This is a genomic window from Pseudomonas sp. D3-10, assembly GCF_051132175.1.
Lineage (GTDB): Bacteria > Pseudomonadota > Gammaproteobacteria > Pseudomonadales > Pseudomonadaceae > Aquipseudomonas.
The window spans coordinates 1637137-1650433 of record NZ_CP071668.1 but is presented as its reverse complement, the minus strand read 5'-3'; the positions used below and the strand labels follow the sequence as shown (position 1 = coordinate 1650433).

10 protein-coding genes, 4 tRNA genes and 1 pseudogene are annotated in these 13297 nt (G+C 60.3%); 4 read left to right on the top strand and 11 right to left on the bottom strand.

Going from position 1 to position 13297, the window contains the following annotated elements:
• Position 1 precedes the first annotated feature (1 nt).
• From J3P90_RS07395 to J3P90_RS07385, 3 genes are all read right to left on the bottom strand, one after another.
• A complete protein-coding gene (locus J3P90_RS07395; protein WP_420766898.1) occupies positions 2–781 on the bottom strand; it encodes an ABC transporter permease in 780 nt (259 codons plus the stop codon).
• Positions 778–1710, bottom strand: a complete 933-nt coding sequence (locus J3P90_RS07390) for an ABC transporter ATP-binding protein (RefSeq protein ID WP_434607138.1) — start codon at positions 1708–1710, stop codon at positions 778–780. Before J3P90_RS07390 ends, J3P90_RS07395 begins: the two co-directional genes overlap by 4 nt.
• Before the next feature lie 135 nt (positions 1711–1845).
• On the bottom strand, positions 1846–2469 hold the full coding sequence (locus tag J3P90_RS07385; RefSeq protein WP_420766900.1) for a glutathione S-transferase family protein: 624 nt from the start codon (positions 2467–2469) through the stop codon (positions 1846–1848).
• Between the two features lie 303 nt (positions 2470–2772).
• On the opposite strand from J3P90_RS07385, the gene J3P90_RS07380 reads away from it, so the two are divergent.
• On the top strand, positions 2773–5220 hold the full coding sequence (locus tag J3P90_RS07380; protein ID WP_434676032.1) for an acyl-CoA dehydrogenase: 2448 nt from the start codon (positions 2773–2775) through the stop codon (positions 5218–5220).
• A 77-nt stretch (positions 5221–5297) separates the two neighbouring features.
• Positions 5298–5705 carry a PA2817 family protein gene (locus tag J3P90_RS07375; RefSeq protein WP_420766902.1) on the top strand — a complete coding sequence of 136 codons (408 nt, stop codon included), beginning with the start codon at positions 5298–5300 and terminating at the stop codon, positions 5703–5705.
• Positions 5706–5886: 181 nt separating this feature from the next.
• Here the strand turns inward: J3P90_RS07375 and J3P90_RS07370 are convergent.
• From J3P90_RS07370 to J3P90_RS07355, 4 genes are all read right to left on the bottom strand, one after another.
• Positions 5887–5962, bottom strand: a tRNA-Gly gene (locus tag J3P90_RS07370).
• Between the two features lie 3 nt (positions 5963–5965).
• A tRNA-Glu gene (locus J3P90_RS07365) sits at positions 5966–6041 on the bottom strand.
• 105 nt (positions 6042–6146) lie between these two features.
• Positions 6147–6222 (bottom strand) — tRNA-Gly (locus tag J3P90_RS07360).
• A 2-nt stretch (positions 6223–6224) separates the two neighbouring features.
• Positions 6225–6300, bottom strand: a tRNA-Glu gene (locus J3P90_RS07355).
• 371 nt (positions 6301–6671) lie between these two features.
• Between J3P90_RS07355 and J3P90_RS07350 the strand changes: the two genes are divergently transcribed.
• Positions 6672–7430 (top strand): hypothetical protein, encoded by a 759-nt coding sequence (locus tag J3P90_RS07350; protein WP_434560042.1) that lies wholly within the window; start codon positions 6672–6674, stop codon positions 7428–7430.
• A 164-nt stretch (positions 7431–7594) separates the two neighbouring features.
• On the opposite strand, the gene J3P90_RS07345 is transcribed toward J3P90_RS07350, so the two are convergent.
• The 4 genes and pseudogenes from J3P90_RS07345 to J3P90_RS07330 form a co-directional block, all read right to left on the bottom strand.
• On the bottom strand, positions 7595–8299 hold the full coding sequence (locus J3P90_RS07345) for a methyl-accepting chemotaxis protein (protein WP_434635635.1): 705 nt from the start codon (positions 8297–8299) through the stop codon (positions 7595–7597).
• A gap of 204 nt (positions 8300–8503) precedes the next feature.
• Positions 8504–8650, bottom strand: a pseudogene (locus J3P90_RS07340) (HAMP domain-containing protein); the annotation flags it as partial.
• A 1022-nt stretch (positions 8651–9672) separates the two neighbouring features.
• A complete protein-coding gene (locus J3P90_RS07335) occupies positions 9673–11070 on the bottom strand; it encodes a PLP-dependent aminotransferase family protein (protein ID WP_434676031.1) in 1398 nt (465 codons plus the stop codon).
• Positions 11071–11278: 208 nt separating this feature from the next.
• Positions 11279–12040, bottom strand: coding sequence for an SDR family oxidoreductase (locus J3P90_RS07330; RefSeq protein WP_420766905.1), 762 nt, complete (start codon positions 12038–12040; stop codon positions 11279–11281).
• A 226-nt stretch (positions 12041–12266) separates the two neighbouring features.
• On the opposite strand from J3P90_RS07330, the gene J3P90_RS07325 reads away from it, so the two are divergent.
• Positions 12267–13271 carry an NADP-dependent oxidoreductase gene (locus J3P90_RS07325; protein WP_420766906.1) on the top strand — a complete coding sequence of 335 codons (1005 nt, stop codon included), beginning with the start codon at positions 12267–12269 and terminating at the stop codon, positions 13269–13271.
• Positions 13272–13297: the final 26 nt, after the last annotated feature.

Here is a 13297-nt window from a genome sequence, read left to right as displayed (position 1 = left end):
CTCAGGTACGCATTCCCCGCCCACTCACCAGCAACCGCGCGCACCCCACGTAAAGCACCACGGTCGCAACCAGCATGAAGGTGATCGCGATACTGATGCGAATGTCCGACACCCCAAGGATCCCGTAGCGAAACGCGTTGACCATATGCAACACCGGGTTGGCCAGCGATACGGTCTGCCAGAACGGGGGCAGCAAGGAGATCGAATAGAACACTCCACCCAGGTAGGTCAGCGGCGTCAGTACGAAGGTCGGGATGATGGAGATGTCGTCGAAGTTGCGCGCAAACACGGCATTGATGAAACCCAGCAGCGAAAAGATCGTAGCCGTCAGCACCACCACCAGGATCGTCACGCCCAGGTGATGCACCTGCAGGTCGGTGAAGAACAGCGACAGCAGGGTCACGATCAGGCCCACCGCCAATCCTCGCAACACACCGCCCAAGGCAAACCCGATCAGGATCGTATGGGGCGAAACCGGTGAGACCATCAGTTCTTCGATCGAACGCTGGAATTTGCTGCCGAAGAAACTCGACACGACGTTGCCGTAGGAGTTGGTGATCACCGACATCATGATCAGCCCCGGCACGATGTAGTCCATGTACGTAAAGCCGCCCATGTCGCCGATCTGCCGGCCGATCAGGTTACCGAAGATCACAAAGTACAAAACCATCGTGATGGCCGGGGGCAGCAAGGTCTGCGGCCAGATCCGCATGAAGCGTCGGACTTCGCGATAAACGATCGTATTGAGGGCGATCAGGTTGGGGCGCAGTTCCGAACTCATACCGCCACCTTCGCCAGGTTTTTTTCCACCAGGGACACGAACAACTCCTCAAGGCGATTGGTCTTGTTGCGCAGGCTCAGCACTTCGATGTTTTGCAGGGCCAGCTGGGTGAACAGCCCGGTAATGCCGACGGATTTGTCGACCTGGACTTCCAGGGTGTGGCCGTCCAGCAGCCGGGCCGGATAGCCTACGAGCTGAGGGGTGACGCTCAAGTCATGCTTGAGATCCAGCAAAAAGGTTTCCACGTGCAATTGGCTCAGCAACTGCCGCATGCTGGTGTTCTCGACGATAGTGCCGTGGTCGATGATGCCGATATTGCGGCACAGCTGCTCGGCTTCTTCCAGATAATGCGTCGTGAGGATAATGGTGATGCCTTTCTGGTTCAGCTCGGTCAGGAAGGTCCACATCGAACGGCGCAGTTCGATGTCCACGCCCGCGGTCGGTTCATCGAGGATCAGCAGGCGCGGTTCATGCACCAGCGCGCGCGCAATCATCAAACGTCGCTTCATGCCACCGGACAACGAACGGGACGGCACGTCGCGCTTGTCCCACAAGCCCAGTTGGGTCAGGTACTGTTCGGCGCGCTCGTTGGCAATCTTCGGTGGGATGCCGTAGTAGCCGGCCTGGGTCACGACGATGTCGAAGGTCTTTTCGAACTGGTTGAAATTGAATTCCTGAGGCACCACGCCGATGCAGCGCTTGAGCGCGGCGGGCGCGCGGTCCAGGTCGTGGCCGAAGACATTGACCGTGCCGCTGGTCTTGTTCACCAGAGTGGAAAGAATGCCGATGGTCGTGGATTTGCCTGCCCCGTTCGGGCCAAGCAAGGCGAAGAAATCACCTTCGGCGACGTCCAGATCGATACCACTCAGGGCCTGGAAACCGTTGCCGTAGGTTTTGGTTAACTGCCGTATGGACAGAGCGGAACTCATATCGGATTACGCACCAAGAAGGGGGAAGAAGAACACTAGATAAGGGCGCACGGCGAGCAATGCAACCATGGCGCACGAAGGCAATGGTGCGTGGCGTCGCCGCACAAGTACAGTGAAGTGTGTCGATAGTAACTATTAAGTCAACGCGGTCATGACAGCTTTCTGATAGGCCGGACGCTGCCTGAGCCGTGCATACCAGGCTTGGAGGTTCGGCAGCGCGGCGCGCTCGATGGGCATCTCGAACCAGGCATAAATGAAACTGCCGAGGGGAATGTCGCCCATGCCGATTTCATCACCGCCAAGGTAAGGCTGTTCGGCCAGGGCCTGGTCGACCATCGCCAGCAGGTCGTCGCACTCCTTGATCGCCGCCTTGATGGCAACCCAGTCCTGCTGCTCGGGCGGGGTGCGCAGGACGCCCCAGAATACCGTGCGAAACGGGGCCGCGAAGCTGGACGTGGTCCAGTCCATCCACTTCTCTGCCTTGGCCCGGGCCTGGACATCGTCGGGGTACCAAGCCGAACCCGATGCATGACGAGCGGCCAGGTAGCGAACGATGGTATTCGACTCCCAGAGCACGAAGCCTTCGTCTTCCAGCATCGGAACCCGACCGTTGGGGTTCTTGGCGCGGTACTGCGGCGTATCCACCACACCGAAGGCCCCGCCGGCATCGATGGCCTCGTAGGCCAGTCCCAGTTCCTCGGCACACCACAACGCCTTTCGAACATTCGATGAGTTCTTCCGGCCCCAAATCTTCAGCATCTCGGCTTCCTCAAAGGATAAATGCCGCAGCAGCATACGCCGGATGAGGAACGGCTCAAATCATTACCCGCCACGGAGCCGACCCGCGCTGTCGACCCATCCGGGGCCGACACGGCATTTGTGCCAAACAATGGCGTTTTCTCACGCTGGCAACGAACGATTTCCCACGGTTGTTGCCAACCAGACTGGCGCGATACGTCGAGGGTTTCCCACGAAATCAATCACATCGCGCCGACTGCCGGTTTTGCAGGGGCCGTCTAAGCTCTGAAGGTCGGTTTTGCCTTGGTTCACGGAGGATCACTTATGCTGTTGTTGTGGATACTGGTTCTGGTCGTCGGGGTAGCCTGGCTGGCGCATCGTCGCACCGCCCCGCTACCGGCGCTAGGCATCGTCGCCGTCTACCTGCTGGTGATGGGCATCGCCAGCCATGCACCCGGCTGGCTGATGCTCGTTCTCTGGCTGGTGCTCGCCGCCATCGCGGCACCGCTGCTGCTACCGGACCTGCGCCGCAAATACTTCAGCGCGCCGATGTTCGACTGGTTCCAGAAAACCCTGCCGCCCATGTCCCAGACCGAGCGCGACGCCATCGACGCTGGCACGGTATGGTGGGATGGCGAGCTTTTCAGTGGACGGCCAGACTGGGACACGCTGCTGGCTTACCCCAAGGTTCGTCTGACCGACGAGGAGCAGGCGTTCCTCGACGGCCCTACCGAAGCGCTTTGTGCGATGGTCAGCGACTGGCAGATCGGCCAGGCGATGGACCTGCCGCCCGAAGCGTGGGCACACATCAAGGAGCATGGTTTTTTCGCCCTGATCATTCCCAAGGAATACGGTGGCAAGGGGTTCTCCGCCTATGCCCACTCCCAGGTGGCAATGAAGCTCGCCACCCGCAGCGGCGACCTGGCTTCCACCGTCATGGTCCCCAATTCCCTCGGCCCCGCGGAACTGTTGCTGCATTACGGCACCGACGAACAACGCAACCATTACCTGCCGCGACTGGCCCGTGGCGACGACATCCCCTGCTTCGCGCTGACCGGCCCACTGGCCGGGTCCGACGCCGGGGCGATGCCCGACACCGGGATCATCTGCAAAGGCGAGTGGCAAGGCGAGGAAACCCTTGGCCTGCGCCTGAACTGGGAAAAGCGCTACATCACCCTAGGCCCGGTCGCCACCCTCCTCGGCCTGGCCTTCAAGGCCTATGACCCGGACCGCTTGCTGGGCGACGAAGAAGACCTGGGAATCAGCCTGGCGCTGATCCCCACCGACACGCCCGGCGTTCAGATCGGCCGTCGCCATCTGCCCCTCGGCGCCGCCTTCATGAACGGGCCGAACTGGGGCAAGGATGTCTTCATCCCGCTGGACTTTCTGATCGGCGGCCAGGCCATGCTCGGCAAGGGCTGGATGATGCTGATGAACTGCCTGTCGGTCGGGCGCTCGATTTCATTGCCCGCGGTCGGTACCGGCGCGGCGAAGTTCACCAGCCTGGTCACCGGCCAGTACACCCAGGTGCGTGAACAATTCAACGTGCCGTTGTCGGCCTTCGAAGGCATCCAGGAAGCCATGGCGCGCATCGGTGGCAATGCCTGGCTGATGGACGCCGCGCGCATGCTGACGGCCAACGCGGTGGACCTCGGCGAAAAACCTTCGGTGCTGTCGGCGATCCTCAAGTACCACCTGACCGAACGTGGCCGCGAATGCATCAGCCACGCCATGGACGTTCACGGCGGCAAAGGCATCATCATGGGTCCTAACAACTACCTGGGACGCAGTTGGCAAGGCGCGCCGATTTTCATCACGGTCGAAGGCGCGAATATCCTGTCGCGCAACCTGATGATCTTCGGCCAGGGTGCCATCCGCTGCCATCCGTTCGTGCTCAAGGAAATGGCCCTGGCCACCCGCGAGGACAAAGACCAGGCATTGCTCGAATTCGACGCACTGCTGCTCAAGCACATCGGTTTCGCGGTCAGCAATGCCGCCAGTACCTTGGTGCTGAATCTCGGCCTGCGGCATTTCGATAACGTGCCAGGCAACGCCTTGAGCCAAGGCTATTTCCGCGCCCTCAACCGGCAAGCGGCGGCATTTGCCTTGCTGGCGGACCTGAGCATGATGTTGCTGGGTGGTGAGCTCAAGCGCCGCGAGCGCTTGTCTGCCCGATTGGGTGATGTGTTGAGCAACCTTTACCTGGCCTCGGCTGCACTCAAGCGCTACCACGATCTCGATTCGCCGGACCATATGGCGCCACTGTTCCAGTGGGCCATGGAAGAAAGCCTGGGTCAGTCGGAGCGGGCGTTGGACGAGCTGCTGGCCAACTTCCCAAGCCGGCTGCTGGGCTGCCTGTTGCGTGTGGTGGTGTTTCCTTTCGGCCGGCGTCATAAAGGTCCGAGCGACCGGCTCGATGCCGAGGTGGCAGCGGTTATCGGTCGCGCCAAGGGCGATCCGACTTTGGAGGAGTTGCTTCAAGGCTGCTATCGCCCACAGTCACAGTATGATCCTGTCGGTGCGCTGCAATACGCCGCCGACCTGCTGGCCACCGCCCATCCACTGCACAAGAAGTTGCACTCGGCACTGAAGCAGGGTCAGCTCGACCCGGCACCTGGAGAGCCCCTTATCGATGCAGCGCTCGAAGCGGGCGTGCTGAATGCAACTGAAGCGCAGACCCTGCGAGCCGCTGAAACGGCACGCCGCAAGGTCATCGACGTGGACGACTTCGACCCGCAAGCGCTGACGCTCACTGAGGACAAAGTCCGTTGATCCGGACGACCAGCATGTAAAAGCGGGCGCAGGCGCTTTATACTCCTGCGCCCGTTTTGCTCTTGAGGACTTATCTCGTGTCCAACGTCGTTGCCGATCACCTCGTCTTGCTTGACCACTTGCGCAGCATCCTGGTCGCCGTGGGTGAGGCCGAACAGGTGCCCGAAGAAAGCCATGCGCTGTTTCTGGAACGCTTTGATGATTTGCGCGCGCAGTTGCCGGTCGATCCGATCGAAAGCCAATACCTGGGCCAGGACCTCTTGTGCCAAGTGATCGTCCGATATCCGCAGATTGCCCACTTGGTGCCTCGCGACCTGCTGTGGTACTTCGGCGGCGATTGCCTTCACTACATGCCCGACGAAGAAATCAACCTGTACCAGGCCTTGGAGGAACGTCGGTTCGAAGCTGAGCAGAACGACGAGCCCTTCGATTGGAACCAGGAAAAACAATTGCTGGCGATGTCGGACCAGGACAGCAAACACTGATCGCAGCCAGTAAAAAACAGGCCCGCACGGCTTACACCTTGCGGGCTTTTTCTTTGCTGTGGAGCAGCGCAACCCAGCCCGATCGCTGAGTCATCGCGGCTCGCGACCGCCTGGAGGGCTAGGAGACTTTTTATAGGCGCATAAAAAAACGCCGCTCGAATGAGCGGCGTTTTCTTGAATTTGGAGCGGGAAACGAGACTCGAACTCGCGACCCCGACCTTGGCAAGGTCGTGCTCTACCAACTGAGCTATTCCCGCAAATGGCGTCCCCTAGGGGACTCGAACCCCTGTTACCGCCGTGAAAGGGCGGTGTCCTAGGCCACTAGACGAAGGGGACACACTAACTGGAACACATGGTGTGTATTCCAGTGCCCAAATCCGCATCCGAAGATGTCGGCTCTGGCTTCACTCAGCCCCGCCCGAAAGCAACGCTGTTTAAAATTGGAGCGGGAAACGAGACTCGAACTCGCGACCCCGACCTTGGCAAGGTCGTGCTCTACCAACTGAGCTATTCCCGCATTGGCGTCCCCTAGGGGACTCGAACCCCTGTTACCGCCGTGAAAGGGCGGTGTCCTAGGCCACTAGACGAAGGGGACACACGTACAACATTCACTGCTTATCGCGTTTGGCTAGGTGCTTTACGCTGTAAGTGGCGCGCATTCTATGGATGGATTGGAGGGTCGTCAACCCCCAGATATAAATTTATTTAAATCAATGACTTCCCCCGCTTTGAAGCGGCTTCGCGAATTTTGTCCGCCCGGTCTCTGACGCCTATATTCTGTCACCCGCCAAGGCGCTATAGTCGCACCAGGCAAATAGTGGCAATGTGCATCTACTCCGCTGTAAGCCCTATAAACAGCACGACGCCCGTCTAATCGCGTCGCTCGGGCCTATGCGCTTAAAAGCCAAGCCACTACACTCATGACATGCGTTCCCCATTAAAGAGGTCTTACCGGTGACACCACTCATGATCACCCTGCTCGTCGTAGCCGGGATCGCACTGTTGATCGCCATTGGCTACATGAACCATGTGGTGGAAAACAACAAGCTGGAAAAGGCCCGCACCAAGGTCGAGCTCAACGACCGCCTGCGTCGTTGTGGCGAGCTCACCGAAACCTTCCCCGGCCAGTTGATGACCCCTGCCCTGAAGCTGTTGATCACGCGTCTTGAGCTGAACGTCTGCCAGCGCCTGCTGAATCTCGACAAGTCCAACGCTCAGGTCAAGGCACGCCTGGACGAACTGACTGCACTGGCCGCCCAGGGTGAATCGATTCCGGTCAACAACCCGCCGGCGCCGATCCAGACCGAAGCGAAGGCCAAGGATGTTCGGTTCCTGCTCGAGGCCTTGCACGGCCAGATCACCCGCGCGGCCCAGGACGGTTTCCTGCCGCCCAACGAGGCCAAGCGCTGGGTTCGCGAGGTCCGGCACATTCTGGTGCTGCTGCACATCGAATTCTTCAACAACCTCGGCCAGCAGGCGCTGCAGCAGGAACAGCCCGGGCAGGCTCGCCTGGCGTTCGAGCGTGGTGTCCAGTATTTGCGCAAGCAGCAGGAACCGCAGGTCTATGCTGAACAGCTGGCTTATCTGGAAAAGCTTCTGGCTCGGGCCAATGCCCAGGTCCTGGCGAGCACTCAGCCTGTGGAGGGTGAGGTGAACCAGTTGACCGAGGGGTTGAAGGAAGACGAAGCGAACGACGAGTGGAAGAAAAAGAAGGTCTACGACTGAGGTTGGGGTGCGGAGCGGGATGGGGTGAGAAGGTTGGAACGTGCTGGCCTCTTCGCGGACAAGCCCGCTCCTACAGGATTTGCGGCGACATGAACCTTGTGTTCACCGGACATCCCACGTGGGGGCCAGCTTGCTGGCGATAGTGGCAGCAACAGCTCCCCAACTCACAACTTGAAATGCCCCACCATTCCTTTCAACTCAACGCCCAACTGCGCCAGTTCAACGCTGGAGGCAGCATTACCCTGCATGGCCACGGATGATTGATCGGCGCTGGCGCGGATGCTGGTGACGCTGCGGTTGATTTCTTCGGCCACGGAGCTTTGTTGTTCGGCGGCCGCTGCGATCTGCTGGTTCATTTGCTGGATCAACGACACCGCCGCCGCGATGCTGCCTAGCGCGCTTTCGGTCTGCAATGCATCGCTGACCGCCATTTTTACCAGCTCGCCACTGCTCTGGATTTGCTGTACGGACGCTTGAGCAGCAGAGCGTAGCGCGCTGACCAGGCGCTCGATTTCCTCGGTGGACTGTTGCGTGCGCCTGGCCAGGGCCCGCACTTCATCGGCCACCACCGCAAACCCCCTGCCCTGTTCGCCAGCCCGCGCCGCCTCGATAGCTGCGTTGAGCGCCAACAGATTGGTTTGCTCGGCGACACTCTTGATCACGCTCAGCACGGTGCCGATGTTTTGTATCTCGGCGCTCAGGCTTTCGATGCTGGTGCTCGCCATGGTCGCCGAGTCAGCCAGTTGCTCGATACGGACCATGCTCTGGCGCACGACCTGCTGGCCGCTTTCGACTTTATCATCAGCCGTTTGGGCCGCTTGCGCCGCCTCCTCCGCATTGCGGGCTACATCGTGAACCGTGGCAGTCATCTGGTTCATCGCCGTGGCCACTTGCTCGGTTTCTTCCTTCTGGCTGCTGACTTCCAGGTTGGTCTGTTCAGTGACGGACGACAGCGACTGGGCGGAGCTGGCCAGTTGGTCGATGCCAGCCTGCAAACCGCTGACGATACTGCTCAAGCCGGCACCCATCTGTTGCATCGCCAACATCAGCTGGCCAATCTCATCCCGGCGCATCACTTCGACCTTGGCGCTCAGGTCCCCGGCGGCGATCCGCTGGGCGACACGGATCACACTGCGCAGCGGGGCGACGATCAACCGGGTAATCACCCAGGCCGCGATCAATCCAACCAGCAGCGCCAAAGCCGACGAGCCGATGATCATCAACGAATTTTTTTTAAGTTCCGCCTGCATGGCACTGTCTTCGGCGCTGTAGGCCTGGTCGACCCGCGCCATCACCTGATCGGCGCGCTCATGCAATTGCTGGTAGACGATCTTTTCCTTGGCCAGCAGCGCGGTGTATTCCGCCAGTTGCTGGTTGAACCCGCCGATGTGCCCGGCGACCTCGTTGAGTACGGTCTGGTAACCCGGGTCCTTGACCGCGCCCTTGAGCGCTTCCGCCAACTTCATGGCCTGCTCGGCCTGTTCGATATTGCCCTGCCCGGCAGCCTCATCACTGCCTTTACGGCTTTGGTCCAACCGAACGCGCGCTTCGTTCATCGACTGCAGCATAAGTCGCGACACTTCGCTGACCTGGTTGGCCTGCTCGATGAACTCTGCACCCTCCTTGCCCTCGGAATCCTTCAAGGTATAGGCGCCATCATCGGCGAGTCCGGCCTGCAATACATCCAGGTTGTTGGCGACACTGGACACCGACCAGCTGGCCATTTCCAGCGCCAGGTCCTTGCTCTGGCTCAGCCCGACGAACTCATCGAAGGCCTTGCGATACGCCGTCAGCGCCTGCTCCACCTCATTCATCACCGCCGCATTGCCGTCTGACCGTGTCCTGAGGTCGTTCGCCAGGGCCAGCAAGCCATCGACCCCCTGTCGCAGGGCATCGGCGGACTTGGGGTCTGAACGCAAGGCAAATTCCTGCTCCAGCAGCCGGACCTTGAGCAACCGGCTGTTGAGGGATGACATCTGCTTCAAGCCGTCGAAGCGATGACTGATGGTTTGCAGGGACCAGACGCCAATGGCCGCCACTACTGCGGTAAGCAGCAGCACCAGGACAAAGCCGATACCCAATTTCTTTGCCATACCCAGGTTGGCAAAACGTCCTTGCACGGCCGAAATCATTGCGCCCAGTCCTCTGCCGGTGTGTGTTGATTGCAGATTCGCAACGAGACGCCCCGCAACACAAGATGCTGGCGTCGGAATAATGGCAAAAAGCTACAGCCGCGTCGTTTTCAGGACATTTGAGGTCGATCCAGAGCCGTGGCCCGGAAGAAAGCCAAGGCCCTGGGATCCCGGGCATAGGCGACGTTGACCCGCAGCCAATCCGTCTCGGCACCCGATGGGCTGAACGCCGTGCGGGATGACAACTGAATGCCGCACCGCCTGGCCAGACGCTGTACCTCAGCATAGTCACACAGCGGCGGACGCGCCCAGATGAACAGGCCTCCCGCCGGTTTGCCGAATACTTTCCAGTCGGCATCCTCCAAAAGCTGCAACGCCACCGCCATGTCGGCATTGAGGCGCTGGCGCTGGCGCTGGACCAGCTTGCGATAGGCGCCATTGGCCAGGAGGCTGGCCAGCACGGACTCGGCGAATCGGGAACCGCCCCGGCAAGTGATCTCCTTGATCTCGCCCAGACGCGCGATGACGGAGGGCGCCGCCACCATGAACCCAACGCGTAAAGAGCTGCTCAAGGTCTTGGAGAAGCTGCCCAGGTAGACCACGTCGGTATCCAGCGCCGCCAATCGGGCCCGCGTTGGCCCCTGGAAATCGGCGTAGACATCATCTTCGATGACCAGCATCGCGTGCTCTTGCGCCAGTTGCAGCAGACGCTGGGCCACCGCCGGCGCCAGGCTGCTGCCGGTTGGGTTGTGGCAGGCGCTGTTGACGAAAATAGCGCTGGGTCGATGAATCGCCAGCAGGCGTTGAAGGGCGTCGACGTCCGGGCCACGGGGTGTCCTGGGCAGCTCGATCATGTCTATCTTGTGCAGCCTGAGCAGGTCGAACAGCTTCGAGTAACCGGGGCTCTCCACCACCACGCAGCAGCCCGGTCGCAGAAGCGTGCGCACGATCAGGTCGAGCCCGTGGGTAGCGCCCAGGGTGGTCAGGATGCGTTTTTCATCGGCATCGATATCGAACTGTTTCAATCTCCTGGACAGCTGCTCACGCAGGGCTGGCAGTCCCAGTGGCGTGCTGTAGTTGAACAACCCCGCCATGTCGGTGCGAGTCACCTGACGTATCGCATACCCCAGGTCATCACTTTCGCGCCAGCTTTCAGGCAGCCCGCCGCCGCCCAGCTTCAGCGCTTGATACATAACGCCTGCCGGGGCGTCATGATCGGCCAATACACCTTGCAGCCAGCCATGGGCCAAGGCTTCTTCCGTTGCGCAAGCGGCCGGAGCCACGACAAAACTCGAACCATGGCGCGACGCCAGCAAGCCCTGGGCGACCAAACGCTGGCAGGCTTCATGGACGCTCGCCTGACTCAGCAGGTTCTCCCGTGCCAGCTGGCGGATCGATGGCAGGCGAGTCCCCGGCTCCACCGCGCCCTGTCGAATCCAGCAGGCCAACGCATCGACAATTTGCTGCACGACGGGCACCAGGGCCTGCCGGTCAATTCTCAACTCCATGAGTAACCAAGCTCCTAAGCGTTTGTTTTATTTCCACAAACAGTTAAGCACAGGGCGATGCTGGACGATGTAAGAGAACACGCAAAAACGGCTGATTCTCATTTCTTGAAATACAATGGCAAACCCGTCAGGGGAACCTTTGCCCTCCAAAGAAAAACCCGCAACCAGTGCGGGCTTTGTCCTGCAGCGAGAAAAGCGCTTGTCGGTATCAGATTGCCGTAGCCCCCCCATCCACCGCCAACGCCTGGCCCGTGGTGAATGCCGCGCCGTCGCAGCATAAATACAACACGGCGCTGGCGATTTCCTCGACCTTGCCGATTCTGCCCACCGGATGCATCGAGTTGGCGTATTCGCCTTTTCTCGGGTCCGCCTCATAGGCCCGACGGAACATGTCTGTATCGATCACCGCCGGGCACACCGCATTCACGCGGATTTTCTTCTTGGCATATTCAATCGCCGCAGACTTGGTCAAGCCGATCACCGCATGCTTGGACGCCGCGTAGATGCTCATCTTTGGCGCCGCCCCAAGCCCTGCCACCGAGGCCGTATTGACGATCGCGCCGCCGCCCTGGGCAAGCAGCAAGGGCAGTTGGTATTTCATGCACAACCAGACGCCTTTAACGTTGACGCCCATGATCGCGTCGAACTCATCCAGCGTCCCGTCAGCCAGTTTGCCCTTCTCGATTTCGATGCCCGCGTTATTGAATGCGTAATCGAGGCGACCGTAGGCGCCGATGACTTCATTCATGAGATTTTGCACGTCGCTGTCCAGTGTCACGTCGCAGCGCACGAACACAGCCTCGCCACCCGCATCGCGAATCAACTGCACCGTGCCTTCGCCACCCGCGACGTCCAGGTCGGCGACGACTACCTTCAGGTGCTGTGCTGCGAACGCCTGGGCCGTGGCGCGACCAATGCCCGCCGCGCCGCCCGTCACCACGGCAACCTGTCCGGAAAACGTCATGCTCATCGTCAATGCCTCGAAGAATTACCGTTGTCGCTGCAATATAGCCATCCATCGCTTCGGTGCGGCAGCACTATCCAACCGCCGGTTGGCGTCGCATGAACGCCAGTGATAACGATACCCGGCGGATTATCACTGGGTTGGATCGATGTGCATTCGCTGTATCGGCAAACCTTGCAGCGAAGGCTCCAAGCGTCTATCAACAAGACTTCATTCATCTTGAGTGCCTGTCATGACCGCCCTGACCAACCGCCAGTTCCTGCTCGCCAAACGCCCGGTGGGCGCCGCTACCCGTGAGACGTTCACTTATCAACAAGTCCCGGTCGGCGAGCCGGCACCCGGCCAGATCCTGGTTAAGAACGAGTACCTGTCCCTGGACCCGGCCATGCGTGGCTGGATGAATGAGGGAAAATCGTACATCCCGCCGGTCGGCATTGGTGAGGTCATGCGCGCCTTGGGCGTAGGCCAGGTCGTCGCCTCGAATAACCCCGGATACGCGGTAGGCGACTACGTGAACGGTGCCTTGGGTGTGCAGGATTATTTCCTCGGCGAGCCGCGAGGCTTCTACAAAGTCGATCCGAAACTGGCGCCGCTGCCACGTTATCTGTCAGCGCTGGGCATGACGGGCATGACCGCCTATTTCGCTCTGTTGGATGTCGGCGCACCGAAGGCCGGCGAAACCGTGGTCCTGTCCGGTGCCGCCGGGGCGGTAGGCAGCATTGCCGGGCAAATTGCCAAGATCAAAGGCTGTCGGGTGGTCGGCATCGCTGGCGGCGCCGACAAATGCAAATTCCTGATCGATGAGCTGGGCTTCGACGGTGCCATCGATTACAAGAGTGAAGACGTTCACGCCGGCCTGAAGCGCGAATGCCCCAAAGGCGTGGATGTGTACTTCGATAACGTTGGCGGCGACATTCTCGATGCGGTGCTCAGCCGTTTGAACCTCAAGGCCCGCGTGGTGATCTGCGGCGCCATCAGCCAATACAACAACAAAGAAGCGGTCAAGGGCCCGGCCAACTACCTGTCGCTGTTGGTCAACCGCGCGCGGATGGAAGGGTTCGTGGTCATGGACTATGCCTCGCAGTTCGCCGCCGCCGGGCAGGAAATGGCCGGCTGGATGGCCAAGGGGCAGCTCAAGAGCAAGGAAGACATCGTCGAAGGGCTGGAGACATTCCCCGAGACGCTGACCAAATTGTTCAGTGGTGAGAATTTTGGGAAGTTGGTGTTGAAGGTCTGAGGCACATCACTGTGAGTGGCCGACGC

Coding starts and splice junctions, on each gene's coding strand:
- J3P90_RS07395 (WP_420766898.1), bottom strand. CDS start 781: ATGAGTTCGGAACTGCGCCCCAACCTGATCGCCCTCAATACGATCGTT.
- J3P90_RS07390 (WP_434607138.1), bottom strand. CDS start 1,710: ATGAGTTCCGCTCTGTCCATACGGCAGTTAACCAAAACCTACGGCAAC.
- J3P90_RS07385 (WP_420766900.1), bottom strand. CDS start 2,469: ATGCTGAAGATTTGGGGCCGGAAGAACTCATCGAATGTTCGAAAGGCG.
- J3P90_RS07380 (WP_434676032.1), top strand. CDS start 2,773: ATGCTGTTGTTGTGGATACTGGTTCTGGTCGTCGGGGTAGCCTGGCTG.
- J3P90_RS07350 (WP_434560042.1), top strand. CDS start 6,672: ATGATCACCCTGCTCGTCGTAGCCGGGATCGCACTGTTGATCGCCATT.
- J3P90_RS07345 (WP_434635635.1), bottom strand. CDS start 8,299: ATGACTGCCACGGTTCACGATGTAGCCCGCAATGCGGAGGAGGCGGCG.
- J3P90_RS07335 (WP_434676031.1), bottom strand. CDS start 11,070: ATGGAGTTGAGAATTGACCGGCAGGCCCTGGTGCCCGTCGTGCAGCAA.
- J3P90_RS07330 (WP_420766905.1), bottom strand. CDS start 12,040: ATGAGCATGACGTTTTCCGGACAGGTTGCCGTGGTGACGGGCGGCGCG.
- J3P90_RS07325 (WP_420766906.1), top strand. CDS start 12,267: ATGACCGCCCTGACCAACCGCCAGTTCCTGCTCGCCAAACGCCCGGTG.